Annotated in this window: 26 protein-coding genes and 1 pseudogene; 9 read left to right on the plus strand and 18 right to left on the minus strand. The window is 67.2% G+C overall.

Features of this window, described 5'->3' with window-relative positions; all coding sequences use genetic code 11:
- The first annotated feature begins 314 nt into the window (after nucleotides 1-314).
- Complete coding sequence (locus G6N43_RS21685; protein WP_083157415.1) at nucleotides 315-656, plus strand: PH domain-containing protein; 342 nt, start codon at nucleotides 315-317, stop codon at nucleotides 654-656.
- A gap of 4 nt (nucleotides 657-660) precedes the next feature.
- Here the strand turns inward: G6N43_RS21685 and G6N43_RS21690 are convergent, their stop codons facing one another.
- Nucleotides 661-1,491, minus strand: a complete 831-nt coding sequence (locus tag G6N43_RS21690) for a DoxX family protein (protein WP_083157380.1) — start codon at nucleotides 1,489-1,491, stop codon at nucleotides 661-663.
- A 139-nt stretch (nucleotides 1,492-1,630) separates the two neighbouring features.
- Between G6N43_RS21690 and G6N43_RS21695 the strand changes: the two genes are divergently transcribed.
- Nucleotides 1,631-2,752 (plus strand): PQQ-dependent sugar dehydrogenase, encoded by a 1,122-nt coding sequence (locus G6N43_RS21695; RefSeq protein ID WP_083157379.1) that lies wholly within the window; start codon nucleotides 1,631-1,633, stop codon nucleotides 2,750-2,752.
- A 60-nt stretch (nucleotides 2,753-2,812) separates the two neighbouring features.
- On the opposite strand, the gene gatB is transcribed toward G6N43_RS21695, so the two are convergent.
- The 5 genes and pseudogenes from gatB to G6N43_RS21720 all read right to left on the minus strand — a co-directional run bounded on the left by gatB (nucleotide 2,813) and on the right by G6N43_RS21720 (nucleotide 8,230).
- Nucleotides 2,813-4,315, minus strand: a complete 1,503-nt coding sequence (gatB, locus tag G6N43_RS21700) for an Asp-tRNA(Asn)/Glu-tRNA(Gln) amidotransferase subunit GatB (RefSeq protein ID WP_083157378.1) — start codon at nucleotides 4,313-4,315, stop codon at nucleotides 2,813-2,815.
- Nucleotides 4,316-4,416: 101 nt separating this feature from the next.
- Nucleotides 4,417-5,448, minus strand: a complete 1,032-nt coding sequence (locus G6N43_RS21705; RefSeq protein WP_083157377.1) for an ATP-dependent 6-phosphofructokinase — start codon at nucleotides 5,446-5,448, stop codon at nucleotides 4,417-4,419.
- A gap of 17 nt (nucleotides 5,449-5,465) precedes the next feature.
- Complete coding sequence (gene gatA / locus G6N43_RS21710) at nucleotides 5,466-6,947, minus strand: Asp-tRNA(Asn)/Glu-tRNA(Gln) amidotransferase subunit GatA (protein WP_083157376.1); 1,482 nt, start codon at nucleotides 6,945-6,947, stop codon at nucleotides 5,466-5,468.
- Entirely contained in the window at nucleotides 6,944-7,243 is a 300-nt protein-coding gene (gene gatC / locus G6N43_RS21715; protein WP_083157375.1) for an Asp-tRNA(Asn)/Glu-tRNA(Gln) amidotransferase subunit GatC, read from the minus strand. The genes gatA and gatC overlap by 4 nt, the downstream gene beginning before the upstream one ends.
- Before the next feature lie 25 nt (nucleotides 7,244-7,268).
- Nucleotides 7,269-8,230 (minus strand): annotated as a pseudogene (locus G6N43_RS21720) (IS481 family transposase).
- Nucleotides 8,231-8,428: 198 nt separating this feature from the next.
- Between G6N43_RS21720 and G6N43_RS21725 the strand changes: the two are divergent.
- A complete protein-coding gene (locus G6N43_RS21725) occupies nucleotides 8,429-9,094 on the plus strand; it encodes an ACT domain-containing protein (RefSeq protein ID WP_197745390.1) in 666 nt (221 codons plus the stop codon).
- Nucleotide 9,095: 1 nt separating this feature from the next.
- On the opposite strand, the gene G6N43_RS21730 is transcribed toward G6N43_RS21725, so the two are convergent.
- Both G6N43_RS21730 and ligA read right to left on the minus strand, forming a co-directional pair.
- Complete coding sequence (locus tag G6N43_RS21730) at nucleotides 9,096-9,350, minus strand: metallothionein (RefSeq protein WP_083157752.1); 255 nt, start codon at nucleotides 9,348-9,350, stop codon at nucleotides 9,096-9,098.
- Nucleotides 9,351-9,426: 76 nt separating this feature from the next.
- On the minus strand, nucleotides 9,427-11,550 hold the full coding sequence (ligA, locus tag G6N43_RS21735; protein WP_083157749.1) for an NAD-dependent DNA ligase LigA: 2,124 nt from the start codon (nucleotides 11,548-11,550) through the stop codon (nucleotides 9,427-9,429).
- A gap of 56 nt (nucleotides 11,551-11,606) precedes the next feature.
- On the opposite strand from ligA, the gene G6N43_RS21740 reads away from it, so the two are divergent.
- Both G6N43_RS21740 and G6N43_RS21745 read left to right on the plus strand, forming a co-directional pair.
- Nucleotides 11,607-12,011, plus strand: coding sequence for an MmcQ/YjbR family DNA-binding protein (locus tag G6N43_RS21740; protein WP_083157748.1), 405 nt, complete (start codon nucleotides 11,607-11,609; stop codon nucleotides 12,009-12,011).
- 34 nt (nucleotides 12,012-12,045) lie between these two features.
- Nucleotides 12,046-13,653: a 4-coumarate--CoA ligase family protein gene (locus G6N43_RS21745; protein ID WP_083157747.1), complete on the plus strand. Its 1,608-nt coding sequence runs from the start codon at nucleotides 12,046-12,048 to the stop codon at nucleotides 13,651-13,653.
- On the opposite strand, the gene G6N43_RS21750 is transcribed toward G6N43_RS21745, so the two are convergent.
- The 4 genes from G6N43_RS21750 to G6N43_RS21765 all read right to left on the minus strand — a co-directional run bounded on the left by G6N43_RS21750 (nucleotide 13,639) and on the right by G6N43_RS21765 (nucleotide 16,417).
- A complete protein-coding gene (locus G6N43_RS21750; RefSeq protein ID WP_133056602.1) occupies nucleotides 13,639-14,391 on the minus strand; it encodes a hypothetical protein in 753 nt (250 codons plus the stop codon). The genes G6N43_RS21745 and G6N43_RS21750 overlap by 15 nt on opposite strands.
- Before the next feature lie 116 nt (nucleotides 14,392-14,507).
- Nucleotides 14,508-14,834 (minus strand): ArsR/SmtB family transcription factor, encoded by a 327-nt coding sequence (locus G6N43_RS21755; RefSeq protein ID WP_083157745.1) that lies wholly within the window; start codon nucleotides 14,832-14,834, stop codon nucleotides 14,508-14,510.
- Nucleotides 14,831-15,325: an SRPBCC family protein gene (locus G6N43_RS21760; protein ID WP_083157744.1), complete on the minus strand. Its 495-nt coding sequence runs from the start codon at nucleotides 15,323-15,325 to the stop codon at nucleotides 14,831-14,833. Before G6N43_RS21760 ends, G6N43_RS21755 begins: the two co-directional genes overlap by 4 nt.
- 81 nt (nucleotides 15,326-15,406) lie before the next feature.
- Nucleotides 15,407-16,417 (minus strand): uroporphyrinogen decarboxylase/cobalamine-independent methonine synthase family protein, encoded by a 1,011-nt coding sequence (locus tag G6N43_RS21765; RefSeq protein ID WP_083157743.1) that lies wholly within the window; start codon nucleotides 16,415-16,417, stop codon nucleotides 15,407-15,409.
- Between the two features lie 51 nt (nucleotides 16,418-16,468).
- On the opposite strand from G6N43_RS21765, the gene G6N43_RS21770 reads away from it, so the two are divergent.
- Nucleotides 16,469-17,110: a sensor domain-containing protein gene (locus G6N43_RS21770; protein ID WP_083157742.1), complete on the plus strand. Its 642-nt coding sequence runs from the start codon at nucleotides 16,469-16,471 to the stop codon at nucleotides 17,108-17,110.
- A 6-nt stretch (nucleotides 17,111-17,116) separates the two neighbouring features.
- Here the strand turns inward: G6N43_RS21770 and mnmA are convergent, their stop codons facing one another.
- The 6 genes from mnmA to G6N43_RS21800 all read right to left on the minus strand — a co-directional run bounded on the left by mnmA (nucleotide 17,117) and on the right by G6N43_RS21800 (nucleotide 23,065).
- Entirely contained in the window at nucleotides 17,117-18,184 is a 1,068-nt protein-coding gene (gene mnmA / locus G6N43_RS21775; RefSeq protein WP_083157741.1) for a tRNA 2-thiouridine(34) synthase MnmA, read from the minus strand.
- Nucleotides 18,184-19,404: a cysteine desulfurase family protein gene (locus G6N43_RS21780; protein ID WP_083157740.1), complete on the minus strand. Its 1,221-nt coding sequence runs from the start codon at nucleotides 19,402-19,404 to the stop codon at nucleotides 18,184-18,186. The genes mnmA and G6N43_RS21780 overlap by 1 nt, the downstream gene beginning before the upstream one ends.
- Nucleotides 19,405-19,451: 47 nt before the next feature.
- Nucleotides 19,452-20,279 (minus strand): lysophospholipid acyltransferase family protein, encoded by an 828-nt coding sequence (locus G6N43_RS21785; RefSeq protein WP_083157739.1) that lies wholly within the window; start codon nucleotides 20,277-20,279, stop codon nucleotides 19,452-19,454.
- Nucleotides 20,276-21,091, minus strand: coding sequence for a GNAT family N-acetyltransferase (locus tag G6N43_RS21790; RefSeq protein ID WP_083157738.1), 816 nt, complete (start codon nucleotides 21,089-21,091; stop codon nucleotides 20,276-20,278). Before G6N43_RS21790 ends, G6N43_RS21785 begins: the two co-directional genes overlap by 4 nt.
- 182 nt (nucleotides 21,092-21,273) lie before the next feature.
- A complete protein-coding gene (locus tag G6N43_RS21795; protein WP_083157737.1) occupies nucleotides 21,274-22,230 on the minus strand; it encodes an electron transfer flavoprotein subunit alpha/FixB family protein in 957 nt (318 codons plus the stop codon).
- A gap of 40 nt (nucleotides 22,231-22,270) precedes the next feature.
- Entirely contained in the window at nucleotides 22,271-23,065 is a 795-nt protein-coding gene (locus G6N43_RS21800) for an electron transfer flavoprotein subunit beta/FixA family protein (protein WP_083157736.1), read from the minus strand.
- Nucleotides 23,066-23,259: 194 nt separating this feature from the next.
- Here G6N43_RS21800 and G6N43_RS21805 point away from each other — a divergent pair, with 194 nt between their 5' ends.
- From G6N43_RS21805 to G6N43_RS21815, 3 genes are read left to right on the plus strand one after another with little or no spacing between them, the layout of a single operon-like run.
- Nucleotides 23,260-24,030, plus strand: coding sequence for a class I SAM-dependent methyltransferase (locus G6N43_RS21805; protein WP_083157735.1), 771 nt, complete (start codon nucleotides 23,260-23,262; stop codon nucleotides 24,028-24,030).
- Entirely contained in the window at nucleotides 24,027-25,595 is a 1,569-nt protein-coding gene (locus tag G6N43_RS21810) for a 1,4-alpha-glucan branching protein domain-containing protein (RefSeq protein WP_407664816.1), read from the plus strand. Before G6N43_RS21805 ends, G6N43_RS21810 begins: the two co-directional genes overlap by 4 nt.
- Entirely contained in the window at nucleotides 25,592-26,833 is a 1,242-nt protein-coding gene (locus G6N43_RS21815) for a glycosyltransferase family 4 protein (protein WP_179967907.1), read from the plus strand. Before G6N43_RS21810 ends, G6N43_RS21815 begins: the two co-directional genes overlap by 4 nt.
- The last annotated feature ends 11 nt before the right edge of the window (nucleotides 26,834-26,844 follow it).

Consider the following 26,844-nt stretch of genomic DNA (forward strand, 5'->3'; position numbering starts at 1 on the left):
GGTGGGGCAACAAAAAACCCCCGTCAGCTGGGCTGCTGTACGAGGGTCGCGCGTTGATGCGGTTGGCTATGCCCGGGCGAGGGCAAGCGCGGCATCAACGCGCTTCCCAATTACTACGAGCATTCCCAGGGCCTGCATAACCGTTGACGGTAGCCTCCGCACTGGTCACCGGTCAAATTCCCGGCCCGGCCGGGGTGGTCAAATTCCCGGCCCGGCCGGGGCGGTCAATTTCCGTACCCACCCCCTCCTGGTGCGAAGATGGCGAGGTGAGCGCGGACACCGACCAGAAGCCCGTCGTCATCCGGATTTCCCCGATGGCGCATTTCGCGGTCGGATTCCTCACGTTGGGCCTGTTGGCCGTGATTCTCGCCGGTCCGCCATGGGTGGCGATCCTGCTCGTCATCCCGATCATGCTCTCGGTGGCGGTGGTGCGGTACCGGACCGTCGCCGACGCCAAGACCGTCACCGCTCGTTCGCTGCTGGGCAGCGAAACGGTCGGGTGGGACGACATCGACGGACTGCGATTCGACAGGTCGTCGTGGGCGTCTGCCCAGCTCAAGAGCGGTCAGGAACTACGGCTTCCCGCGGTGACCTTCTCGACCCTGCCCCAGCTCGCAGAAATCAGCGGCGGCCGGATCCCCAACCCCTACGCGTGAGCTCTCAGCCCAGCGGATTGCCGCCGTTGAGCAGCACCCACGCCGCGACGCCCACACCGACGCCCAGCAGCAGCGCGATGAACGAGCCGACGAACGGCCGACGGGACCAGCCGCGTCCGGCATCGAGTCCATATCGGCCCGGACCCGTCAGGACCAGCGCCGCGACTCCGCACGCCAGGAACACCCGGTACTCGTGGCCGTCGGTGAGGAACGACGCCAGCCTGGCCGCTTCGTGCGCCGCCATCGCCTCGGCCAACAATCCCGTGACCAGGAACGCCAGTGCGCCGGCCGCCGCCACCGGGGTGAACAGGCCCAGAATCAGCAGCAGGCCCGCGGCGAGCTCACCGACCGTCGTGACATAGGTCAGGATTTCGGCGTATTTGAAGCCCATCGCGGTCAGCGAGTCGCGCCAGCCGTCCAGGCCGGGGCCGCCCCACAAGCCGAAGGCCTTCTGCAGGCCGTGCACGATCAAGATCGCGCCCGCGCCGATCCGCAGCAGCAGAAGCCCCAGGTCCTGGGTGCCCCGCCGGTCCGCTCCCGAGGTGTCGTGATCCGGCCCGAACTCGGCTGGTTCCGCCCCGTACGGGGTCATGGCATGCCGGCCGCCCGGCTGGACGTACGGCAGCGGTTCCGGGTCGTTGAGCAGCGAGAAGGCGGGAGTCTCTGTCGAGGAGCGACTCGAGTCGTACGACGGGATCGCCGTGGTTTCGAAATCGCCCCCGTAGTCCGCCGACGGGAGATCGTCTTCGGGGTCGACCAGACTTGCCGACGTGGGGCGCCCAGCCGCGTCGTCCGGCCGCTGCCACGCGCTTGGGTCGTGGGGATTACTGGTCACGACAGCCAGCGTAAGTGCTAGTCACCCGTGAACCGCGTATTGGCGCGGCGCTTTCGGCACCCTATTCGCGGGTGTTGCACAGGCGCGCGAGCGGCAGGTGCGTGGCGCGTAGGCCCGAACAATCCGTAACCTGGCTCGCATGAGAATGCGCCGGCCGATGCGGGGTGTGCTCGCCGTCGTGTGCGCGGCTTTGCTCGTCGGGTCTGGCTGTGCCCGGTTCGACGACGCGCAATCGCAGCCGTTCACCACCGAACCGGAGCTGGCGCCCGGGCCGACGACGTCGCCACCGCCCCCTCCGCCGCTGCCGCCGAAGCCGTTCCCGAAGGAATGCCCGGCGCCCGGGGTGATGCAGGGCTGCCTGGAAAGCACCAGCGGTCTGATCATGCTGCCCGACAGTCAGTCCGCCCTGGTGGCCGAGCGGACGACCGGCACCGTCAAAGAGGTGTCGGTGCGGGCAGAACCTAAGGTCAAGACCGTTTTACCGGTCGACGGCAGCGGTGATGGCGGGCTCATGGACATCGTGCTGTCGCCGACCTACAGCCAGGACCGGCTGATGTACGCCTACGTCAGCACGCCGACCGATAACCGGGTCATCCGCATCGCCGACGGCGACATTCCCAAGCCCATCCTGACCGGCATTCCGAAGGGGGCCACGGGTAACACCGGCGCGCTCATCTTCACCAGCCCGACCACGCTGTTGGTACAGACCGGTGACGCCGGCAACCCCGCTGAGGCGAACGACCCGCGTTCGCTGGCGGGCAAGCTGCTGCGGATCGAGCAGCCGACGACGGTCAATCAGGCCCCGACGACGACGGCGCTGTCGGGCCTCGGCGCGGCCGGCGGACTGTGCATCGACCCGTCGGACCAGTCGCTGTACGTCACCGACCGCACCCCGACGGGCGATCGCCTTCAGCGCATCACCAAAGACTCCAAGGTGTCGACGGTGTGGACGTGGCCGGATCGGCCCGGCGTCGCGGGATGCGCAGCACTCGACGGCACCGTGCTGGTGAACCTGGTGAACACCAAGCAGTCGGTCGCCGTCCGCCTGGCCCCCGAGACCGGCGCCGTCACCGGCGATCCCGAGGTGGTCCGCCAGGACGTGCACGGACACGCGTGGGCGATGGATGTGTCACCCGACGGCAACGTGTGGGCCGCGACCATCAACAAGACCGCCGGCGATGCCGAGAAGTTGGACGACGTCGTCTTCCCGCTGTTCCCGCAGGGCGGCGGCTTCCCACGCAGCAACGCCGACAACACCTGACGCGCGGGCCTGCTGCCAAAAATCCTTCGAGTTCGCAGTACGCACGTTCGGCGCAGACGCCTAGCTGCAGGCGGCGAGCACCAGTTCCCGCACGCGCGCCGCGTCGGCCTGGCCCTTGGTGGCCTTCATGACGGCGCCGACGATCGCGCCTGCCGCCTGCACCTTGCCGCCGCGGATCTTCTCCGCGACATCGGGATTGGCGGCGAGGGCCTCGTCGACGGCGGCCTGGATCAGCGAGTCGTCGCGCACGACGGCCAGCCCGCGGTCGGTCATCACCTGTTCGGGCTCACCTTCGCCGGCGAGCACACCCTCGACGACCTGACGCGCCAACTTGTTCGACAGCTTGCCCTCGTCGATCAACTTCACCACCGCGGCCACCTGTGCCGGCGTGATCGGCAACGCGTCGAGTTCGACGCCGGCCTCATTGGCCTTCTGCACCAGGAAGTTTCCCCACCAGGCCCGCGCCGCCTCGCTGGACGCGCCGTGCTCGACCGTCGCGGCGACCAGATCGATGGCGCCGTTGTTGACCAGGTCGCGCATCACCTCGTCGGAGATACCCCACTCCTGCTGAATCCGCTTGCGGGTCAACCACGGTAGCTCGGGGATGGTGGCGCGCAGCTGTTCGATGAGTTCCTCGCTCGGTGCCACCGGTTCGAGGTCGGGCTCCGGGAAGTACCGGTAATCCTGTGCGGTCTCCTTGCTGCGTCCCGCCGTCGTGTAGCCGTCCTCGTGGAAGTGGCGGGTCTCCTGCGTGATCGTGCCGCCCGCCTCGAGAATCGCTGCCTGGCGCCGCATCTCGTAACGCACGGCGACTTCGACGCTTTTGAGCGAGTTCACGTTCTTGGTCTCGGTGCGCGTACCGAACTCGATGGCGCCCTTGGGCTTCAGCGACAGGTTCGAGTCGCACCGCATCGAGCCCTGATCCATGCGGACGTCGGAAACCCCCAAGGCGCGCAACAGATCCCGCAGCGCGGTCACGTATGCCCGGGCGATCTCGGGTGCCCGCTCACCGGTGCCCTCGATGGGCTTGGTAACGATCTCGATCAGCGGTACGCCTGCGCGGTTGTAGTCGAGCAGCGACGTGGTCGCGCCCTCGATGCGGCCGGTGTCGCTGCCGAGGTGTGTCAGCTTGCCGGTGTCCTCCTCCATGTGCGCGCGTTCGATCTCCACGCGCCATGTGGTGCCGTCTTCCAGTGGCACGTCGAGGTAACCGTTGATCGCGATCGGTTCGTCGTACTGGCTGATCTGGTAGTTCTTCGGCTGGTCAGGATAGAAGTAGTTCTTCCGCGCGAACCTGCCCCACGGCGCGATGTCGCAGTTCAGCGCCAGCCCGATCCGAATCGCCGATTCGACGGCGGCCTGGTTGAGCACCGGCAGCGATCCGGGCAGACCCAGGCAGACGGGGCACACCTGCGTATTGGGTTCGCCGCCGAACTGGTTGGCGCACCCGCAGAACATCTTGGTGGCAGTGGAGAGCTCGACGTGGACTTCCATCCCCATCACCGGTTCGTACTTGGCGATGACCTCGTCGTAGTCAAGAAGCTCAGCAGCCGCGACAGTCATGATTCCGATCCTAGTGGGTCACCTTTTCCCGCCGAGCAGACGCAAATGCCCGCGACGCGCCGGTGTGACACGCCCTTTTGCGTCTGGTCGCGCAAACAAACTCAGCCGAAGAACTCCGCGGCGTCGTCGTACCGACTCTGCGGCACCAGCTTGAGCTGACGCACCGCATCCGCAAGCGGCACCCGGCCGATCTCCTGCCCGCGCAGCGACACCATCATCCCGTACTCCCCCGCGTGCGCGGCGTCGGCGGCGTTCACTCCGAAGCGGGTAGCCAGGATCCGGTCGTACGGCGTGGGGGTCCCGCCGCGCTGCACATGCCCGAGCACGGTCACCCGCACCTCTTTGTTGATCCGCTTCTCGACCTCGACGGCGAGCTGCTGGGCGATGCCGGTGAACCTCTCATGTCCGAACTCGTCGATTCCGCCCTCGCGCAACGGCATTGAGCCCTCGGCGGGCTTCGCCCCTTCGGCCACCACACAGATGAAGTGCGAGTCGCCGCGCACAAACCGCGCCTTGATCAGCCGGCACACTTCCTCGACATCGAAGGGCTGCTCGGGGATCAGCGTCATATGCGCCCCGGATGCCAGGCCGGCGTTCAGCGCGATCCAGCCTGCGTGGCGACCCATCACCTCGACCAGCATCACGCGCTGGTGCGACTCGGCGGTGCTGTGCAGCCGGTCGATGGCCTCGCTGGCGACTCCGAGCGCGGTGTCGTGCCCGAATGTCACATCGGTGCAGTCGATGTCGTTGTCGATCGTCTTGGGTACGCCGACCACCGGCACGTTCTCTTCCGACAGCCAATGCGCGGCGGTCAGCGTGCCCTCGCCGCCGATCGGGATCAGCACATCGATGCCGTTGTCGTCGAGGGTCTGCTTGATCTGGTCGAGCCCGGCGCGCAGCTTCTCGGGGTGCACGCGCGCGGTGCCCAGCATCGTTCCGCCCTTGGCCAGCAACCGGTCGTTGCGGTCGTCGTTGGCCAGTTGGATGCGGCGGTTCTCCAGCAGCCCGCGCCAACCGTCCTGAAAACCGACGACCGACGAGCCATAGCGCACGTCACATGTCCGCACGACCGCCCGGATCACCGCGTTCAGTCCAGGACAGTCGCCCCCACCGGTCAGTATTCCGATCCGCATAGCACCATCCTCCCCCGTCAGAGCGCCGTTGGCAGCGGACCTCGGGCAACTTCATAGGCGGCACCCACCCGGTACAGCCGGTCATCGGCGAGCGCAGGGGCCATGATCTGCAGCCCCACCGGCAGGTTGTCGTCCGGCGAGAGTCCCGACGGCACCGACATTCCGCAGTGCCCGGCCAGGTTCAGCGGCAGCGTGCACAGGTCGAACAGGTACATCGCCAACGGATCGTCGACCTTCTCCCCCAACGGGAACGCCGTCGTCGGAGTAGCCGGCGAGATCAGCACATCGACCTTCTGGTACGCCTCGTCGAGATCGCGCGCGATCAGCGTCCGCACCTTCTGCGCCTGGTTGTAGTAGGCGTCGTAATAGCCCGCCGACAACGCGTACGTGCCGATCATGATGCGGCGCTTCACTTCTGGACCGAATCCGGCCGCGCGGGTCAGCGCCATCACCTCCTCGGCGCTGCGGGTGCCGTCGTCACCGACCCGCAGCCCGTACCGCATGGCGTCGAAACGGGCCAGGTTCGACGACACCTCCGACGGGAGGATCAGGTAGTACGCGGGCAGCGAGTAGTCGAAGTGCGGGCAGTCGACCTCACTGATCTCGGCGCCCAGCGCGGTGAGTTGTTCGACGGCGGCGTTGAACGACGCCAGCACGCCGTCCTGGTAACCGTCACCGCGCAACTGCTTCACCACACCGATCCGCACACCCTTCAGGTCTCCCGCGGCGCCTGCGCGCGCCGCGCCCACCACGTCCGGCACTTCGGCGTCGACCGAGGTCGAGTCCTTCGGGTCGTGTCCGGCGATCACCTGATGCAGCAGTGCGGTGTCGAGCACTGTGCGCGCGCACGGCCCGCCCTGGTCCAGTGACGAGGCGCATGCCACCAGTCCGTAGCGCGACACCGTGCCGTAGGTCGGCTTCACCCCGACCGTCGCGGTCAACGCGGCCGGCTGGCGGATCGAGCCGCCGGTGTCGGTCCCGATGGCCAGCGGCGCCTGGAACGCCGCCAGCGCTGCGGCGCTGCCGCCGCCGGAACCCCCGGGCACGCGATCGGTGTTCCAGGGGTTGCGGGTGGGTCCGTACGCAGAGTTCTCGGTGGACGAACCCATCGCGAACTCGTCCATGTTCGTCTTGCCCAGGATCGGGATGCCCGCCGCGCGCAGCCGCGCCGTCAACGTCGCGTCGTACGGCGACGTCCAGCCCTCGAGAATCTTCGAGCCGCAGGTGGTGGGCATATCGGTGGTGGTGAACACGTCCTTGAGGGCCAGCGGCACACCGGCCAGCGGCGACGGCAGCGTCTCGCCCGCGGCGATCTGCGCATCCACCTGCGCCGCCGCCGCCAGTGCCTTCTCCTCCGCGACGTGCAGAAACGCGTGGTATTCGCCGTCGGTCGCCGCGATCTGATCCAGGCAGGCACGCGTCGCCTCGGTGGACGACACCTCCTTGTCCGCGATCTTGGCGGCCAGTGTGGCCGCGTCGAGCCGAATCAGGTCGCTCATTCGGCTTCACCCAGAATCCGCGGGACGGCGAACCGGCCATCGACCGCCTTGGGGGCCTGGGCCAGCGCTTCCTCTTGGGTCAGGCACGGTTCGACCTGGTCGGGACGGAACACGTTGACGTCCTTGAGGGGATTGCCGGTCGGGTCGACTCCTGCGACGTCGACGGCCTGGATCTGGCTGACGTGACTGAGGATGGCGTCCAGCTGTCCTGCGAAGCTGTCCAGCTCGTCCTCGGTGAGGGCAAGCCGGGCCAGGCGCGCCAAATGGGCTACCTCGTCTCGGGAGATCTGCGACACGACTGCAAAGCCTAGTTGTTCTCGGTCATGACGTTGGTTGCAGTCGGCTGATGGGTGGTACCCCGTCGAGTGCGCTGTGGCGGCGTTGAGTGTTGTAGAACTCGACCCAGGGCGCAAGTGCTCGGGCGCGGTCTGCGTTGGAGGCGAACACCCGGCGATAGGACCATTCGCTTTGCAGGGTGCGGTTATAGCGTTCCACCTTGCCGTTCTGCCATGGGCAGTGCGGCTTGATGAACAGGTGTTTGGCGTGCAGTTGGTCGATGACGGCAGCGACGTGGGCCGAGCGCCGATAGCTCAGATGGTTGTCGGTGATCACGCGCTCGATACGCGAAATGCCCTGCGATTGAAAGTATTGCGCCGCCCGAGCAATGAACCCGGCACACGTCGGACCTTTCTCATCGGCATGGATCTCTGAGTACGCCAGCCGGCTGTGGTCATCGACCATCGAGTGCACGTAGTCATACCCGATACCGCGCCTGCGGACCTGTTCACTACGCCCGTGAGCGCGCCACCCACCCCCGTCGGGGATACGACCGAGCTTTTTGACATCGACATGCACCAGCTCGCCAGGCCGTTGTCGCTCATAGCGTCGTGTCGTGGCCTTCGACGACTTGATCACCGCACCGGTCATCGGATCGCAGTCACGCAGGTAGGGCACAGCGCGACGGCGCAGAATCCGTCCCACGGTCCGGGGCGCAATGCCCAGTTCAGGACCCAGCCAGTCCTGGCCCCGACGATGTTTGCGCCGCGCGGCGATCACTTGGCGCTCCACCCGCGCCGAGGTCCGCGAGGGCTGTGGTGCGGTCGTGAGGACCGGTCATGCAGTCCGGCCTCACCTTCAGCGGCATAACGGCTGATCCAGGTGTGGACGCATTTGCGGGAGATGCCCATCGCCGCGGCGATATGGGCCTGCGGCCACCCTTGCTGGTGGCGCTGCACGATCAGCATTCGGCCGTGCAGCGTGGTGCGGGCATTACGGTGGGACACGAGAACCTCCGGGGTGGTGATGGGCCTTCGACAAGCCACACCTCACCCGGAGGTTCTCCTCACATCAAGCCAACACGCCTGCTACCAACGTCATGACCGAGAACACCTAGTCACCGCCGTTGCGGCGGTGAATCTGCCGTCTCCGGACCCCGTCGGCCCCCGTTGCCGGAAATGCTGAGCCTCGGGCGCTGTGAAACAGTGTTGCGCGTGCCTTCGTATCTGCTGCGGGTCCAGCTCGAGGACCGACCGGGCAGCCTCGGCTCCTTGGCCGTGGCTCTCGGCTCCGTGGGCGCCGACATCCTGTCGCTCGACGTCGTCGAACGCGGCACCGGCTTCGCCATCGACGATCTGGTCGTCGACCTGCCTCCCGGTGCGATGCCCGACATGCTGATCACGGCGGCCGAACAGATCAAGGGCGTCTACGTCGACACCATCCGGCCGCACACGGGCCTGCTGGAGGCGCACCGCGAACTCGAGCTCATCGATCACATCGCCGCAGCGCCGGACAAGGACAAGCTGCAGGTGCTCGCCGATGAGTCACCGCGCGTACTGCGCGTCGGCTGGTGCACCGTCGTTCGCCTCACCGAGTCCGGCCCCGAGCGCATAGTCGGCAGCCATGGCGCGCCCGAGACGCAGGCCGCCGAGGTGCCCTGGCTTCCGCTGGAGCACGCCGAAGCGCTTGACGGCGAAGCGGATTGGGTGCCGCAGCTGTGGCGCGACATGAACACCACGCTGGCCGCGGCGCCCCTCGGCAACCCCAATACCGCTGTGGTGCTGGGTCGGCCCGGTGGCCCGCTGTTCCGCCCGTCGGAGGTGGCGAGGCTGGGTTACCTGGCCGGCATCGTCGCGACGATCCTGCGCTGACTCAGGCTCCGGCGGGCACCGGGTAGCGGTCGTTGACGTCGGCGTTGCTGTCCTTCCGCGCGCAGTGCGCGCAGCAGAAGATCGCGTCGGGTGTCTCGATCCCGTGGCCCAGGATCCGACACCCGCAGTGCGCACACTCCGGCGCCAGTTGAGCCGCCGCGCACTCGATGCTGTCGAACGTCGCGGTCTTGCCGTCGCCCCAGCTCACGGTGAACGTCTTGTCGTAATCGTTTCCGCAGGTATCGCAGATCGCCATCGTCACTCCCCTGTTCGTCGCCGAAGTTCGTCACCGGACGGGTGCCCGGTGCCCTATGGCGACAAACGCGGGCGACCTAGACGGCGTCGGGTCCGTTCTCCAGCAGTCGGGTGAAGGCGTCCTCGTCGAGGATCGGCACGCCGAGTTCGACGGCCTTGTCGTATTTCGAGCCCGGTGAATCCCCCGCGACGACGTAGGCCGTCTTCTTCGACACGGAACTGGCCGCCTTACCGCCGCGCGCGACGATGGCCTCCTTCGCGTCGTCCCGCGAATACCCCGTCAGCGACCCGGTCACCACGATCGACAGTCCCTCGAGTGTGCGCTCGACGCTGGTGTCGCGTTCGTCGGCCATCCGCACACCGGCCGCCCGCCATTTGTCGACGATCGCGCGGTGCCAGTCGACGGTGAACCACTCTTTGACCGCTGCGGCGATCGTTGGGCCCACGCCTTCGACGGCTGCCAGCTCCTCCTCCGACGCGGCCATGATCGCGTCCAGCGAGCCGTACTCGGTGGCCAGTGCGCGGGCGGCCGTTGGGCCGACGTGCCGGATGGACAACGCGACGAGCACCCGCCACAACGGCTTCGACTTCGCCTCGTGCAGATTCACCAGCAGTCGCTTGCCGTTGGCCGACAGGTTGCCGTCCTTGGTCCTGAACAGGTCGGTCCGCAGCAGGTCGGCGCTGCCGAGCGTGAACAGGTCGCCCTCATCGGTGATCACACCCGCTTGCAGCAGCGCAGTCGCCGCCTCGTAGCCAAGTCCCTCGATGTCGAACGCGCCCCGCCCGGCGACATGGAACACGCGCTCACGCAACTGCGCCGGGCACGACCGCGAATTGGGACAACGGATGTCGGCGTCGCCCTCCTTGGCCGGGGCGAGCGTGGTGCCGCACTCGGGACACTTTGTGGGCATGACGAATTCGCGTTCGGTTCCGTCACGCAGATCGACGACGGGCCCGAGCACCTCGGGAATCACGTCGCCCGCCTTGCGGATCACCACTGTGTCGCCGATCAGCACACCCTTGCGTTTGACCTCCGACGCGTTGTGCAGCGTCGCCTGGCTGACGGTGGAGCCCGCGACCTTGACGGGCTCCATGAACGCGAACGGCGTGACGCGACCGGTGCGGCCCACGTTGACCTTGATGTCGAGAAGTTTGGTGGTCGCCTCTTCCGGCGGATACTTGTAGGCGATGGCCCAGCGCGGAGCACGCGACGTGGCGCCGAGGCGGCGCTGCAGCGCGATCTCGTCGACTTTGACCACCACACCGTCGATTTCGTGATCGACATCGTGTCGGTGCTCGCCCCAGTACGCGACGTGTTCCATGACGGCGTCGATGCCCTGGACCCTCGCGGTGTGATCGGATACCGGCAGCCCCCACGCATGCAGCGCGCGATACGCGTCATGCAGGGTCTTGGGTCTGAAGCCCTCGGTGTGTCCGATGCCGTGGCAGATCATCCGCAGCTTGCGGCGCGCGGTGACAGCCGGATTCTTCTGGCGCAGCGACCCTGCCGCGCTGTTGCGCGGGTTGGCGAACGGCGGCTTGCCCTCGGCGACGAGCCCGGCGTTGAGGTCTTCGAAGTCGGCGACGCGGAAGAACACCTCGCCGCGCACTTCGAGCACCTTCGGCACCGGGAATTCCTTTGTGCCGGTGAGCTTTTCGGTAATGTCGTCGATGGTCCGCGCGTTCAACGTGACGTCCTCGCCGGTGCGGCCGTCGCCCCGGGTGGCGGCGCGCTCCAGCCGTCCGTCGCGATAGACCAGTGAGAGTGCGACGCCGTCGATCTTGAGCTCGCAGAGGTAGTGGGCGTTCTCGCCGATCTCGCCCTTGGTGCGTGCCGCCCACGCCGCGAGCTCGTCAGGGGTGAACACGTTGTCGAGCGACAGCATGCGCTCGAGGTGTTCGGCCGAGGTGAAATCGGTGGCGAAGCCCGCGCCGCCGACCAGTTGCGTCGGCGAGTCGGGAGTGCGCAGTTCCGGGTGCTCGTCTTCGAGTGCCTGCAGTTCACGCAGCAGCTTGTCGAACTCCGCGTCGGAGATGATCGGAGAGTCTCTGACGTAGTACCGGAACTGGTGGTCGCGCACCTCGTCGGCCAGTTCTTGCCACCGGCGACGCAGGTCCGCGTCGAGGTCGTCCCCGGCTTGTTCGGCCAGTGCTTGTTCGGCCAACGTGGTCTTCGGATCAGGGGTCGCCTTAGGACTCACCCTCGCAGGCTAACCGAGGCCCCGGACACGTCGTCCCGAGCAGATAGCCTGACCGCATGCCGCACCCGATCATGTTCCGCGAGGACGACCCGGTGCTGGCCAGGGTGCGCGCGATCGCGCTTGGGTTCCCCGAGGCGTTCGAGAAGGTCTCCCACGGCCGGCCGGCCTTCTTCGTCACGAAGATGTTCGTGATGTACGGAGGCAGCGTGAAGCCGGAGACCAAGGGCGCCCACTATCACCATTACCCGCAGTCGATCATGGTGAAAGTCGACGAGAGCGACCGTCGCGCCCTGGAGCAGGATCGCCGGTTCTTCTTCCCGGCGTACCTCGGGCCGGCGGGGTGGCTCGGGCTGGATCTCGCGTCCAAGAAAGTCGACTGGACAGAGGTCACCGAGCTGATTGACGCGTCGTACCGCTTGGTGGCACCCAAGAAGCTAATCGCGCGACTGGACCAAGCTTGACGGGCCGTCGGCGGGCCATGGTTCGATCAGGGCCATGAGCTTCGCGAGTCCCTTCCCCGAAGTCGATATCCCATCGGCCAGCATCTACGACTATCTGTTCGCCGACATCGACGAGGCCGACCTCGACCGGGTCGCGCTCGTCGACGCGGATTCGGGCAGGGAGACCACCTACCGCGAGATGGTCGATCGGGTCGACGCGTTCGCCGGCGCACTGACCGGCCGCGGCATCGGCGTCGGCGACGTCGTCGGACTGTTGGCGCCGAACAGCTCGCGTTTCGCGGTGGTCTTTCACGGCATCCTGCGCTCGGGTGCGACGGCCACAACCATCAACGCATTGTTCACGGCGAAGGACATCGCCAAACAGCTGACCGATTCAAACGCCAAGATGCTGGTGACGGTGACGCCACTGCTGGCGCAGGCGAAAGAGGCGGCCGAGGCTGTCGGTCTGGCCGACAGCGACCTCGTCGTGCTGGACGGCGAGGGACACGAGATCGCCGGCCATCCCAACGCCGCCGACCTGATGGCGCCGGGACTGCCCGCGCCCGACGTCAGCTTCGCGCCGTCGTCACATCTCGCGGTGCTGCCGTACAGCTCCGGCACCACGGGAAATCCCAAGGGCGTCATGCTGACCCACCGCAACCTGGTGGCCAACGTCGCGCAGATCCGGCCGCTGCACGGGATGGTCGCCGACGACGTGATCGTCGCCGTGCTGCCTTTCTTCCACATCTACGGAATGACGGTGCTGCTCAACGCCGCCCTGCATGCCCGGGCGCGGCTGGTGATCATGAGCAGCTTCGACTTGACCAAGTTTCTCGCCAACATCGCTGACCACAAATGCACGATCGCGTTCATCGCGCCGCCGGTCGCTGTGGCGTTGGCCAAGCACCCGCTGATCGACGACTACGACATGACGTCACTGAAGGTCGTCATGTCCGGCGCCGCCCCCCTGGATGCCGACCTCGGTCAGGCCGTCGCCGACCGACTGGGGTGCCGCGTCGTGCAGGGCTACGGCATGAGCGAGCTGAGCCCGGTCAGCCACATCACCCCGTTCGACGCGGGCGCGCATGACATGAAGGCGACCGCGCCGCTGAGCTCGGTCGGTTGGACGGTGTCCAACGCCGCGTCCAAGATCGTCGATCCTGAGACCGGTGCCGAAATCGATGTTCCGACAGAGGGTCTCAGCGAAACCGGCGAACTCTGGTTCAAGGGCCCGAACGTGATGGCGGGCTATCTGAACAACGAGGAAGCCACCAAGGAGACCATCGATGACGACGGCTGGTTGCACACCGGCGATCTCGCGCAGGTCGACGCGCACGGCTGCGTCTACATCGTCGACCGGCTCAAAGAGCTGATCAAGTACAAGGGCTACCAAGTGCCGCCGGCCGAGCTCGAGGCGGTGCTGCTGAGCCACCCCGCGATCGCCGACGCGGCGGTCGTCGGTGTTGTCGATGCCGACGGAGAAGAAGTGCCAAAAGCGTTTGTGGTCAAGCAATCCGATGCGGATCTGAGCGCAGACGACGTGATCGACTTCGTCGCGGGACAGGTCGCGCCGTACAAGAAGGTGCGCCAGGTCGAGTTCATCGAGGCGATCCCGAAGTCGGCGTCGGGCAAGATCCTGCGCAAGGACCTACGGACGGCGTAACTTCTCCGCCGCGTGCGCGGCGCGTGCCTGCCGGTACCCGAGAGCCGCGCCCGCGCAGGGGATCAGCAGCAGTCCCGCGAGGCCCCACCACGGGTTCTGCCAGTCGTCTGGCTCAGCGACGTTCAGCCGCTGCGTCAGGACCGGCTGGATCGGGTTCAATTTGACCGATGTCAGTGGCGGCGCCGGAGCGGGCGCGGCAGGGGGCGGAGGCGGCGGCGCGACCGGCAGCGGTTCCTGCGGCGCAGGGCCCCGCCACTGCGGTTCCGGGGCGCCTCTCCTGATGCCCGGCTCGCGCCCGTTGCCCACTGTCACGGGCGGAGGACTCATTCGGAGGCTGGGAGCGCCGGCGCGAGCTGAACCGGATCCACCGGTGCCGCTGTACAGCCCCGGCCCAGTTCCGCTCGGAACCGTTTCACCCGCATCGGCCGCGGTGCTCGGCGCAACCTCTGCGACGTCGGTACGACCCGAGCCGACTCGCACGGTCGGGCTCTCGGCGATGCGTCGCTGCTGGTCGACTTCGCCACGCTTGCCGCTGTCGACGTTGCCGACACGGTCGCGATCGTGGCGTTCCGACCCACCTCGGCCGTTGCCACCGCCGCTGCCGCGATCGAACCCGCTGCCGCGGTTTGAATGCGAACCGCCCGGATCAGCGACCGCTACCGCAGCCGTCCCGCCTAGCAGGAGAAACACCGCCAGAAACCCCACACCTGCTGCGAGGCGCGGACTGAATCGGGCCACAGTTTCTCCTGCGGGTGGCAAAGCTGATTCGACGGTGTCGTCGATGCATTGTTGCACGCGGCGCTGACCCTTGGCCGACCCGTCCCACGAACGCGGAAAGGTCATCGTCGAGCGGTTTAATTGTCCTCAACGTAAGTACGCAATCGGCCAATTGCATTGTCCCACCGACGTGACAGCGCGTCGAGGTATTCGCTCGCGTCACTCAGCGGTTCCGGCCGCACTCGCCAGATCCGTTCCCTGCCGTGGCGCTGACTGCTCACCAAACCCACCGACTCCAACAGCAACAGGTGTTTGGTCGCCGCCTGTCGGCTAACCGACACCACCTCGGTGATCTTGGTCGTGGAGCAGGGTCCGCCGTCGCACAGGCGCGTGATGATACGCAGTCGATTCGGATCGCCCAGGGCGTCGAACAGCGGCGCCCTGGCAACGACGGAGGTGCTCACACTCTCTCGCCAAGGGCCAGGTATTTCCGGATTAGCTCGGTCTGCGCCGCCCAGCCTTCGCTGTTGGCCTCGAACGCCGTCCGTCGACGGTTTGCCGGAACGGCTTCGAAGCCGGATTCGACGATGCGCAGCAGGACGCCGTCGGGCGTGTCTTCGAGCGTGAACTCCACCAGCGTCGTGGGTTCCTGTGAGACATCCACGCCGGCTTCAACCCCGAACGGATGCCAGCGGAAGGCCAGCCGCCGCTGCGGCTCCACCGCGACGATGTGCCAGGCGTCGGCCTCACCGGCGTAAGGCTGCTGGGTCGCTGCGACGTCGTCATCCACCTCCGTGGGCGTCATGGTGCCGGTGACCGACTTCCCCGCGACGAACGGCCCATCGAAGCGGACTCCGAACCACCGGCCGAACTCCTCGGAGTCGCTGATCGCCCGCCAGACGCGGTCCAGCGGCGCCTTCAAAACAACTTCCTTCTCGACCCGATCTGAATTCATATGCAACCTCCTAGTTGCTTTTTACGCTAGCCGCGATGCGGGGCAATGCGCAACCTTTTAGTTGCGTTTTGTTCGTGCGGGCTACACCGCGTCGGGATCGTCGGCGAACACGTCAGCGGCCTTCTGCGCCAGTTCGACGGCAATGCGGGCCCACTCTGGGGTGGCTCCCGCGAGGCCGCAGGACGGAGTGACGCCGATGCGCTCACGCAGGACCGCTCGTGGAAAGCCGAGACGATCGGTGACGGCGGCCGCCGACTTAGCGACCTCCTCGAACGACGGGCGTGGCGAGGGCGCGGTCGAGGGGACGACACCGAGCAGCACGGTCCGCCCGGTTTCGACGAACTCACCGATGCCGTCCAGATCGGCGGCGACGAGCGTCGACGCATCGACCGATACCGCATGAATCGAACTGCGTTGCAGCATCTTCCACGGCAGCGCGGCTGCGCAGCTGTGCAGCACCACGTCGGCGCCCACCGTTGCGATGCAGTCGTCGATCAGACCGATCGCCACCGGTTCGTCCACCGGGTGCACCGGCGTGAGACTGGTGACGCCCGACAGCCGACCTTCGAGCGCCGCGGGCAACAGCGGTTCGTCGAACTGCACCACCGCTGCGGTGTCCAGCCTTCTGGCGACCTCGGCGCGGTGTGCCGCCACCCCCTCGGCGAGCGAGGCGGCCAGATCACGCACGGCACCCGCATCGGTGATGGCGCGATGCCCGCCGGGCAGCTCCAACTGCGCGGCCAGGGTGATCGGGCCCGGGCTCTGCACCTTGACCGTGCGCGTGACTCCGCGCAGCCCGGCGTTCTCCCACGCCTCCTCGAGCGCATCGAGGTCCTCGTTCAGCAGACTGACGGCCCGCCGCAGAACCCCGCTGCGGCCCGAGGCGATTCGGTAGCCCCGCGGCACGGTGTCGATACCGATGTCGACGAGGAGCGCGCCGCCGCGGCCGATCATGTCCGCGCCGACACCCCGGGCCGGCAGCTCGACCAAATGCGGCAGAGTGTGCAGTTCTCCGACGACGATCTCCGCGGCCTCGCGCGGCGAGGTACCCGGCCACGATCCGATGCCGGTGGCTGCGGCGAAAACACTCACTCGTTGAACAGTATTCGATAGGGCTAGGCTCGACCCGAAAGGGGAGGTCCCATGCCCGCAGCGGCCCGGCTGGTGATGGTCTGGACCGCTGCGGCGCTACTGGCAGCGGGGTGCACACAGTCCATCACCGGTACGGCCGTGCGGGCGATCCCGGGAATCGACGACGATTCGCGCTCGCCGGTGGACGTCGAGACCGTCGTGCTGGATCAGTCGCAGATGCGGGCGATCACGGGAGCGGGCGAGGACCTGTCGATCATCCCGAGCATGGACGGAAAGATTCCGGTCGACATCGAGCCGTTCGTCAAAGGCGCTCCCCCGCAATGCGAATGGCTGTTCGCAGAGACACAGACGTTCGGCCCCGACGTCGAGGAATTCCACAAGACCACGTTCCAGAATCCTCCCGACGGCGGACTCATCTCGGAGGCCGTCGCCGCCTACCGCTCCCCCGAGGTGGCCCGCGCCGCGTTCGACACTCTCGTGGCGCTGGTCGACGACTGTGGCTCAAGCACTTTGGGGGCGGACCTGGTCGGCGAGTGGACGGTGGCGGGCGACATGGTGAGGACACGTCCTGGGGCCTGCGGTCGCGATTATCGAGTGAAATCGGTGGTGCTGGTTGAGGTCACGTTTTGTCACTTCCCCGGCTCGGTACCCGACATCGTGATGACGAACATCCTCGCGAATGTGCCGGAGTGATCGCCGCTAGCGCGTGATCGTCGCGCTGCCTAGCACCTCGTCGCCGTCGGGATCCGGGCGGTAGAGGACCATGGTCTGCCCCGCGGCCACCCCGCGGATCGGGGCACGCAGTTCGACGACGATGCGGCCGTCCCGCACCTCGGCGACACCATCGCCGATCCCTCCGTGCGCACGCACCTGCACCTGGCATTCGATTGGACCCGCGGGCGCGACACCGGAAGTGAACACCGGCCGTTCACCGGTCAGCGTCCACACGTCGAGATCCGCCGCGGTCCCGACGTGCACCGTCCCGGTCTCGGCGTCGATACCCGTCACGTACCGCGGCTGACCATCCGGTCCAGGCCCGGCGATGCCGAGGCCCTTGCGCTGGCCGATGGTGAACCCATGCACGCCCTCGTGCTCCGCGAGCACCGTTCCGCGTGCATCGACCACCGTGCCCCTTCGAACGCCGATGCGGGCACCGAGGAACGCGCGTGTGTCACCCGAGGGGATGAAGCAGATGTCGTGGCTGTCCGGCTTTTCGGCCACTGCCAGTCCCCGCCGCGCCGCTTCCTCGCGGATCTTCGGTTTGGGGGTGTCGCCGACGGGAAACACCGCGTGGCGCAACTGCTCGGCGGTGAGTACCCCCAGGACGTAGGACTGGTCCTTGTCGGCGTCGACGGCGCGACGTAGCCGCCCGTCAGACAGCCGCGCGTAGTGTCCGGTCGCCACCGCGTCGAATCCGAGCGCGAGCGCGCGAGCCGCCAACGCGGAGAACTTGATTCGCTCATTGCATCGGACGCACGGGTTCGGGGTCTCACCGCGGGCGTAGGACCAAACGAAGTCGTCCACCACGTCCTCGGCGAACCGATCCACGAAATCCCAGACGTAGAACGGGATGTCGAGCACGTCGGCGACCCGGCGTGCATCGCCGGCGTCTTCCTTCGAGCAGCAGCCCCGTGATCCGGTGCGCAGCGTGCCGGGCGCGGCAGAGAGCGCCAGGTGGACGCCGACCACGTCGTGACCGGCGTCGACCATGCGGGCCGCCGCCACTGACGAGTCCACGCCACCACTCATCGCTACGAGTACGCGCACTAGTCGACAACTCCCGAACTGGCCAGAGCCGCCTGGCGCGCCCGTTCGACGGCGGCGGGCAAGACCGCCAACGCTGCGTCGACGTCGGCCTCGGTGCTGGTGTGTCCCAACGACAGTCGCAGCGAGCCGCGGGCGCTCGCCGGATCGGCGCCCATCGCGATCAGCACGTGGGAAGGCTGCGCGACGCCTGCGGTGCACGCCGAACCCGTCGAGCACTCGACACCCTTGGCGTCCAGCAGCATCAGCAACGAGTCACCCTCGCAGCCGCGGAACGTGAAGTGGGTGTTGCCGGGAAGTCGATCCGCACCGGCCGCGCCGTTGAGACGCACATCATCGATGCTCGACATCACGCCGTCGATCAGGCGGTCGCGTAGTTCGGCGACGCGCACACTGTGGGCTTCCAGACCGTCCACCGCGATCTTCGCTGCGGCGGCCATCGCGACGGCACCCGCGACATCCGGTGTACCCGAACGGACATCGCGTTCCTGACCACCTCCGTGCAGCAGCGGTACGCACGCCGTGTCGCGGCGCAACAGCAGGGCGCCGACACCGGTCGGTCCGCCGAACTTGTGCGCGGTGATGCTCATCGCCGAAAGTCCGCTCGCGCCGAAGTCGATGGGAAGCTGGCCCACGGCCTGTACGGCGTCGCTGTGCATCGGGATGTCGAATTCGGCGGCGATCGCCGCCAGTTCCGCGATCGGCATGATCGTACCGACCTCGTTGTTGGCCCACATGATCGTCACCAGTGCGACGTCGTCGTGCTCCTGCAGTGCATCGCGAAGCGCCGACGGCGAGACCGATCCGTCTGAGTCGACGGGCAACCAGGTCACCTCGGCGCCTTCGTGCTCGACGAGCCATTCGACGGCGTCCAACACCGCGTGATGCTCGACGCCGGTGGTGACGATCCGCCGGCGGCGCGGATCGCCGTCGCGGCGCGCCCAGTAGATGCCCTTGACCGCGAGGTTGTCGCTCTCGGTTCCGCCGGCGGTGAACAACACCTCGGAGGGCCGCGCGCCGAGCAGCTTGGCGAGTGTCTCGCGCGCTTCCTCCATGCGGCGACGCGCCGCTCGACCGGTGCCGTGCAGTGACGACGCGTTGCCGACCGTCGCCAGGACAGACGTCATCGCCTCGATGGCAACAGGGTGCATCGGGGTGGTGGCGGCGTGATCCAGATAGACCGGCGAGGAGCCGCTAGCACGCAGAACATCTGACGAGGTCATAGCCGTTCCATGGTAGCCGCCCAGGACCGGTCGACCAGATTCCGTGGTCAGGCCACCAGCGCGTGACCGTGTCCTCGACGCGACCCGTCCCCGCGCACCGCGGATTCGCAGCGAATGGCGAGGTCGCGGCGGTCGGTGCTGGGCAGCTGCAGTGACTCGACATGCACCCGCACGATGGTGCGCTGTGCGGTGATCAGCCGCCGGATCGATGCGAGCAGCGTGTCGGTTCCGACGTAGGCGGCCAGCGTCGACGGGCGGTCGTCGCGGCCGTGGTAGCTCAGCCGCAGCGGTTGCACCGGCCTGCCGGCGTCCACCGCAGCCTGAAACATCGCGGGACGGAAGTGCCCGTACTCCAGACCGCACCATGTCGTGCCCTCGGGGAAGGCCACGACCGTCTGCCCTGCCCGCAACCGTTCCGCGATGACAGACACCACGTCGGGCAGTCGGCGCAGATTGCCTCTCTCGATCGGAATGACTTTCATCAGCCTGGCCAGCAGCCCCAGTCCGGGCCAGTTGATCATCTCGGACTTGGCGACGAACCGCCCCGGCAGGACGGAACCGATCGCGAAGATGTCCACCCACGACACGTGGCCGCTCACCACCAGGACGCCCTGCAGATTGCGAATCGGCCCGCCGGACAACGTGATTCGCACACCCAGACACCGCAACATCAGGCGGCAATAGCTGCGCTGTACGTGGGAGCGGCCCGGCATCGGAATCGCCAACAACGGCACCGCGGACAGCAACAAGAGGGCGAACGTGGCGCGTATCGCGACGCGCCACGCAACGACTATCCACTGACCGGTCGGCGCCTCGGGCGCGACGCAACTGGTGTCACACGTCGCGCGTGGAACCCAGGGATTCTCGATGGTCATGACGCCGCCGCACCGACCGACCTCAGCCGGGTGAGGTAGCGGGTGTCGGCCTGTCGTTTGTCCAGCAGAGCCGGGAAATCACCGACTCCGAACTCCGGGTCGTGGGCCGGATCGCCGCACACCCGCGCGCCGAGTCGCAGATAGCCGCGCATCAGCGGGGGCACCGCCAACCGCGCCGGCGGATCGATGGCGTCGAGGCCCGTCCCGTCGACTGTCACGGGCCGGTAGGGATACACGGTGTGCTGCGCGGGCGCGGCGTGGCGGCCGCGGACGAAATCCCGCACACCGCGGATCTGGCTGCCGGGCGCGGTGCCGTCGGTACCCGCGACAGGCACCGACACACAGCCGGTCACGTAGTCGTAGCCGCAGCGGTCGAGGTAGGCCAGGATGCCGGCCCACATCAACAGCACCACACCACCGTTGCGGTGGTCCTGGCGCACCACCGCACGGCCCATCTCGACCAGCGAGGGCCGCAGTGCGTCGAGGCCACGAACATCGAATTCGGTTGCGGTGTAAAGGTCCCCGGCGGCGATGGCGCCGGGCGGCGGCAGCATCCGGTAGCAGCCGACGAGTTCACCCGAGTTGTCCTCGCGGACCACCAGATGATCGCAGTACTCGTCGAAAATATCGGCGTCCCTGCCGTCGGCGGATCCGGTCAGCGCAAAGCCCGGCTCCGAGGTGAACACGTCGTGGCGAAGGCGCTGAGCCGCGTCGATGAGCGCCGGGTCGGTGGACAGCAGCAGGGTGTAGCGCGGGGTTGATGCCGCAGCGGAACTGTCGTCGGGGGCGATGAGTACAGAAGCAGTGCTCATGGCTGCACGGTCGCCTAGCCACATCTCTGGATGGCATCGCGAGCGTGACGTGTCCGTGAGCGCTAGGTGACGAGTTGGCCGAAGCTAGGGGCTCACGTGTGCAAATTCGCACTTCATTCATGCCGGAATGCAAAGTCGCACGTTCCGCCAGGCGAAACGTGCGACTTTGCGAGTCCTGCGAGCTAGCCCTTGCGAGCCTTGATGGCCTCGGTCAGCTGCGGCGCGACCTTGAACAGGTCGCCGACGATGCCGAGGTCGGCGATCTCGAAGATCGGCGCCTCCTCGTCCTTGTTCACCGCGATGATCGTCTTGGACGTCTGCATACCGGCGCGGTGCTGGATCGCGCCCGAAATGCCCAGCGCGATGTACAGCTGCGGCGACACGGTCTTGCCGGTCTGGCCCACCTGGAACTGGCCCGGGTAGTAGCCGGAGTCGACGGCGGCGCGCGACGCACCGACGGCGGCACCGAGCGAGTCGGCCAATTCCTCGACGACACTGAAGTTCTCAGCGCTGCCGACACCACGGCCACCCGACACGACGACGGTGGCCTCGGTGAGCTCCGGACGGTCACCGGCGACGGCGGGCTCACGCTTGGTGATCTTGGTCGCGTTCTCGGCCTGCGCGGGCACCTCGACGGTGACCACTTCGCCTGCACCCTCGGCGGGCTCGGCCTCCACGGCGCCGGGACGCACGGTGATCACGGGCACCTCGGTGGTCGCCTCGGCCTCGACGGTGAACGCGCCACCGAAGATCGAGTGAACGGCCTTGCCGCCCTCCTTGACCTCGACCACGTCGGTCAGCACACCCGAGCCGATACGCGCGGCCAGCCGGCCGGCGATCTCCTTGCCGTCCGCCGACGCAGCCAGCACCACGCCGGCGGGGCTTGCGGACTCGACCAGCGAGGCGAGCACGTCCACGAACGGAGTGATGAGGTAGTTCTCGGCGTCGTCCGACTCGGCGACGTAGATCTTGGCGGCACCGGCCGCCTTGAGCCCGTCGATCAATCCTTCGGACGTACCCGGCTTGCCCACCACCACGGCGGAGGGCTCACCCAATTTGCGTGCAGCAGTGATGAGTTCGGCGGTGACCTTCTTAGGGGCACCTTCAGCGTGCTCAACGAGCACAAGTACTTCAGCCATGTGTCTTCGTTACTTTCTGGGTTCTGTTCGGCGTCTGGGGCTAGATGATCTTTTGGGCGACGAGGTACTCGGCGACCTTCGTGCCACCGTCACCTTCATCCGTGACCTTCTCGCCCGCGGTCTTGGGCGGCTTCGGGGTCGACGCGGTCACCTTCGTACCGGCGTTCGCGACACCCACCTCATCGGGCTCGACACCGATCTCAGCCAGCGTCAGCGTCGTGACTTCCTTCTTCTTCGCGGCCATGATGCCCTTGAAGGAGGGGAAGCGCGGCTCGTTGATCTTCTCGTTGACGCTGATCACGGCGGGCAGCGGCGCCTCGACGGTGAACACGCCGTCGTCGGTCTCGCGCTCGCCGACGACCTTGCCGCCCTCGACCGTCACCTTGCGCAGGTGCGTGAGCTGCGGCAGGCCCAGGTACTCGGCCACGATCGCGGGCACTGCGCCGCCGACGCCGTCGGTTGCCTCGTTACCGGCGATGACCAGTTCGGTGCCCTCGATGGTGCCCAGCGCGCGGGCCAGCGCCCAACCCGTCTGAACCATGTCCGACCCGTGCATGCCCTCGTCTACGAGGTGCACCGCCTTGTCGGCGCCCATCGACAGCGCCTTGCGGATGGCCTCGGTCGCGCGCTCCGGTCCGGCTGTGAGCACTGTCACAGTGCCGGCGGCATCGCCCTCGCGCTCCTTGATGAGGAGCGCCTCTTCGACGGCGCGCTCGTTGATTTCGTCGAGCACGGCGTCGGCGGCCTCACGGTCGAGGGTGAAATCGCCGTCGGACAGCTTGCGCTCCGACCAGGTGTCAGGGACCTGTTTGATCAGGACCACGATGTTCGTCATGAGTCTGGTTCGTCCTCCTCGTAGGGGCCGATGACCGGCCCGCATACCACGTTTCAAGCAACCACCATCATGTTACTGGTGGGTAACTTAAGATGGATCGCAGGAACACCATAGCTGGTCGAAGTTCGCGTTCTAGCAGCACGTAGGCGGTCAACTGTTCGCCAGTGAGCTGTTTCACGTTAGCCTGCCTTCCAATGAGCGCATTCGTCACCGACGGTCCAGACCTGCCATTGACCGGGGAACGCACGGTTCCCGGGCTTGCGGAGGAGAACTACTGGTTCCGTCGCCATGAGGTCGTCTACGAGCGGTTGGCTGCTCTGTGCGCGGATCGCGACGTGCTCGAAGCGGGGTGCGGCGAGGGGTACGGAGCGGAGCTGATCGCGGAGGTGGCCAACCGTGTCATCGGGCTGGACTACGACGAGTCTGCGGTCGCCCACGTGCGCGCCCGCTATCCGCGGGTCGACATGCGGCAGGGCAACCTGGCCGAGCTCCCGCTTGCCGACGGCTCGGTCGATGTCGTGGTGAATTTCCAGGTGATCGAACACCTGTGGGATCAAGGGCAATTCGTCGCCGAGTGTCTCCGTGTGTTGCGGCCCGGCGGACTACTGCTGATGTCGACGCCGAACCGGATCACCTTCTCCCCCGGCCGCGACACCCCGATCAACCCGTTCCACACCCGGGAACTGAACGCCGCCGAGCTGTCCGAACTGCTGTCCGGAGAGGGCTTTTCGGTCGAATCGATGCTGGGTGTCTTCCACGGTGCCCGTCTGGTCGAGCTCGACGCGCGACATGGGGGCTCCATCATCGACGCACAGATCGTGCGCGCACTGGCCGATTCGCCGTGGCCCACCGAGCTGCTCGACGACGTCGCCTCGGTGACCACCGACGACTTCGACCTGCTCGACGCAACCGAACGCAACATCGACGAAAGCCTGGACCTGGTCGCGATCGCGGTGCGGCCATGACCGAAACCGCGCGCAGGTCCGATGTCGCCGGTTCTCCGGCTCCGGGCTCCGACGTCACTCCGGGCATGTTCACCCTCGTCCTCCACACCCACCTGCCCTGGCTGGCCCATCACGGACGCTGGCCGGTCGGCGAGGAGTGGCTCTACCAGTCGTGGTCGGCGGCCTACATCCCGCTCATGCGTGTCCTGCGCACCCTAGCCTCCGAGAACCGCAAGCACCTCCTGACACTGGGCATGACGCCGGTGGTCACGGCCCAGCTCGACGACCCCTACTGCCTGACCGGGATGCACCACTGGCTCGCCAACTGGGGGTTGCGCGCCCTGGAGGCAACGACGCTCGGTGATCCCTTGCGGGAGTTCGGCATTCGCGAGCACGCCGAAGCCGAGCGCGCACTCGAGGACTTCGCCACGTTGTGGGCTCACGGTGGCAGCCCATTGCTGCGTCAGCTGATCGACGCCGAGGCGATCGAACTGCTCGGCGGACCGCTGTCGCATCCCTTCCAGCCGCTGCTCAATCCGCGGCTGCGCGAGTTCGCGCTGCGGGAAGGGCTCGCCGACGCGCAACTTCGCTTCGCGCACACACCCGTCGGCATCTGGGCACCGGAATGCGCATACGCGCCGGGCATGGAAATCGATTACGCCGCAGCGGGTGTCGGTCACTTCATGGTCGACGGTCCCTCGCTGCACGGCGATACCGCGCTCGGCAGGCCCGTCGCCTCGTCGGACGTCATCGCGTTCGGGCGTGATCTGCAGGTCAGCTATCGGGTGTGGTCGCCGAAATCCGGCTATCCCGGCCACGCCGCCTATCGCGACTTCCACACCTACGACCACACGACAGGCCTCAAGCCGGCCCGGGTCACCGGCCGCAACGTCGCCTCGGACGACAAGGCGCCCTACGACCCCCAGCGCGCCGACGCCGCAATCGACGGCCACGTCGCCGATTTCGTCAACCACGTACGTCAGCGCCTCATCGACGAGAGCGCACGCATCGGCCGCCCCGCACACGTGATCGCCGCCTTCGACACCGAGCTGTTCGGGCATTGGTGGTACGAGGGCCCGGTCTGGCTGGAACGCGTGTTGCGCGCCCTGCCCGAAGCCGGGATCCGGGTCGGCACACTGTCCGACGCGAAAGCGGAGGGGTTCGTCGGGTCACCCGTCGAATTGCCGCCCAGCTCTTGGGGTTCCGGCAAGGACTGGCAGGTGTGGGCGGGCGAAAAGGTCGCCGACCTTGTCCAGTTGAACAGCGAGGTCGTCGACACCGCGCTCACGACCGTGGACAAGACGCTCGGCGAGACGGACGCACCGCCTGCCAGAAACTTCGTCGCCGACCAGATCCTGCGGGAAACGCTGTTGACGGTGTCCAGCGACTGGCCGTTCATGGTCAGCAAGGACTCGGCCGCCGACTACGCGCGGTATCGCGCACACCTGCACGCCCACGCCACCCGCGAGATCGCCGGCGCGATGGCTTCGGGCCGCCACGATCACGCACAGCGCCTCGCCGAGGGCTGGAACCGCGCCGACGGCCTGTTCGGCGCGCTCGACGCACGAAGACTCCCCCGCCCGTGAAGATCCTCATGGTGTCGTGGGAGTACCCGCCGGTCGTCATCGGCGGGCTGGGGCGTCACGTCCACCACCTCGCGACGGCGCTGGCCGAAGCGGGCCACGAAGTGGTGGTGCTCAGCCGTCGGCCCAGCGGTACCGATCCCAGCACGCACCCGTCGACCGACGAGATCGTCGAAGGCGTACGCGTCGTCGCCGCCGCACAGGACCCGCACGAGTTCGACTTCGGCAACGACATGATGGCGTGGGTGCTGGCGATGGGCCATTCGATGATCCGCGCCGGACTGGCCATCAAGGGCCGCCGCGGCAAGCCGTGGCAGCCCGACGTCGTGCATGCCCATGACTGGTTGGTCGCGCATCCGGCGATCGCACTGGCCGAATACTTCGATGCGCCACTGATTTCCACGATCCATGCGACGGAGGCCGGTCGGCACTCGGGCTGGGTCTCGGGCGCCATCAGCAGGCAGGTCCACGCGATCGAGTCCTGGCTGGTGCATGAATCCGATTCGCTCATCACCTGTTCGGCGTCGATGAGCGACGAGATCGTCGAGCTCTTCGGGCCGGGACTGGTGGAGACGCGGGTCATCCGCAACGGTATCGAAACAGCGCGTTGGCCCTTCGCGGCCCGTCGTCCACGCAAGGGCCCCGCCCATCTGATGTATCTGGGGCGTCTGGAGTACGAGAAGGGCATCCACGATCTCATCGCCGCGCTGCCCCGCATCCGTCGCACCCATCCGGGCACGAGGCTGACGATTGCCGGAACCGGCACACAGCAGGAGTTCCTCGTCGAGCAGGCGCGTAAACACAAAGTGCTCAAGGCCGTCAGGTTCGCCGGGCATCTGCACCACGAGGAACTGGTGAGCATGCTGCACACCGCGGACGTCGCCGTACTACCCAGCCACTACGAGCCATTCGGGATCGTCGCACTCGAAGCCGCCGCCACCGGAATCCCGTTGGCCACGTCCAACGTCGGCGGTCTCGGCGAGTTGGTGATCAACGGACAGACCGGCGTCTCGTTCCCCCCACGCGACATCGCCGGGATCGCGACCGCCGTCCGCACCGTTCTCGACGACCTGGACGCGGCGCAGCAGCGGGCCATCGCCGCCCGCGAGCGGCTCAACTCCGATTTCGAATGGCACACGATTGCAGGCGAAACCGCGCAGGTCTACCTGGCCGCCAAACGCCGTGAGCGCGAACCACATCGACGGCGCACCATCGTCGAGCACGCGCTGCCCGACCGGTAAACAGTTCGATC

The sequence above is a fragment of the Mycolicibacterium moriokaense genome (genome assembly GCF_010726085.1).
GTDB lineage: Bacteria > Actinomycetota > Actinomycetes > Mycobacteriales > Mycobacteriaceae > Mycobacterium > Mycobacterium moriokaense.

What these genes read in the sequence shown, in the direction of transcription:
- G6N43_RS21685 (WP_083157415.1), top strand. Translation starts at nt 315, where the DNA reads ATGGCGCATTTCGCGGTCGGATTCCTCACGTTGGGCCTGTTGGCCGTG.
- G6N43_RS21695 (WP_083157379.1), top strand. Translation starts at nt 1,631, where the DNA reads ATGAGAATGCGCCGGCCGATGCGGGGTGTGCTCGCCGTCGTGTGCGCG.
- gatB (WP_083157378.1), bottom strand. Translation starts at nt 4,315, where the DNA reads ATGACTGTCGCGGCTGCTGAGCTTCTTGACTACGACGAGGTCATCGCC.
- G6N43_RS21705 (WP_083157377.1), bottom strand. Translation starts at nt 5,448, where the DNA reads ATGCGGATCGGAATACTGACCGGTGGGGGCGACTGTCCTGGACTGAAC.
- gatA (WP_083157376.1), bottom strand. Translation starts at nt 6,947, where the DNA reads ATGAGCGACCTGATTCGGCTCGACGCGGCCACACTGGCCGCCAAGATC.
- G6N43_RS21730 (WP_083157752.1), bottom strand. Translation starts at nt 9,350, where the DNA reads ATGGCGATCTGCGATACCTGCGGAAACGATTACGACAAGACGTTCACC.
- G6N43_RS21740 (WP_083157748.1), top strand. Translation starts at nt 11,607, where the DNA reads ATGCCGCACCCGATCATGTTCCGCGAGGACGACCCGGTGCTGGCCAGG.
- G6N43_RS21745 (WP_083157747.1), top strand. Translation starts at nt 12,046, where the DNA reads ATGAGCTTCGCGAGTCCCTTCCCCGAAGTCGATATCCCATCGGCCAGC.
- G6N43_RS21760 (WP_083157744.1), bottom strand. Translation starts at nt 15,325, where the DNA reads ATGAATTCAGATCGGGTCGAGAAGGAAGTTGTTTTGAAGGCGCCGCTG.
- G6N43_RS21770 (WP_083157742.1), top strand. Translation starts at nt 16,469, where the DNA reads ATGCCCGCAGCGGCCCGGCTGGTGATGGTCTGGACCGCTGCGGCGCTA.
- G6N43_RS21780 (WP_083157740.1), bottom strand. Translation starts at nt 19,404, where the DNA reads ATGACCTCGTCAGATGTTCTGCGTGCTAGCGGCTCCTCGCCGGTCTAT.
- G6N43_RS21785 (WP_083157739.1), bottom strand. Translation starts at nt 20,279, where the DNA reads ATGACCATCGAGAATCCCTGGGTTCCACGCGCGACGTGTGACACCAGT.
- G6N43_RS21790 (WP_083157738.1), bottom strand. Translation starts at nt 21,091, where the DNA reads ATGAGCACTGCTTCTGTACTCATCGCCCCCGACGACAGTTCCGCTGCG.
- G6N43_RS21795 (WP_083157737.1), bottom strand. Translation starts at nt 22,230, where the DNA reads ATGGCTGAAGTACTTGTGCTCGTTGAGCACGCTGAAGGTGCCCCTAAG.
- G6N43_RS21800 (WP_083157736.1), bottom strand. Translation starts at nt 23,065, where the DNA reads ATGACGAACATCGTGGTCCTGATCAAACAGGTCCCTGACACCTGGTCG.
- G6N43_RS21805 (WP_083157735.1), top strand. Translation starts at nt 23,260, where the DNA reads ATGAGCGCATTCGTCACCGACGGTCCAGACCTGCCATTGACCGGGGAA.
- G6N43_RS21810 (WP_407664816.1), top strand. Translation starts at nt 24,027, where the DNA reads ATGACCGAAACCGCGCGCAGGTCCGATGTCGCCGGTTCTCCGGCTCCG.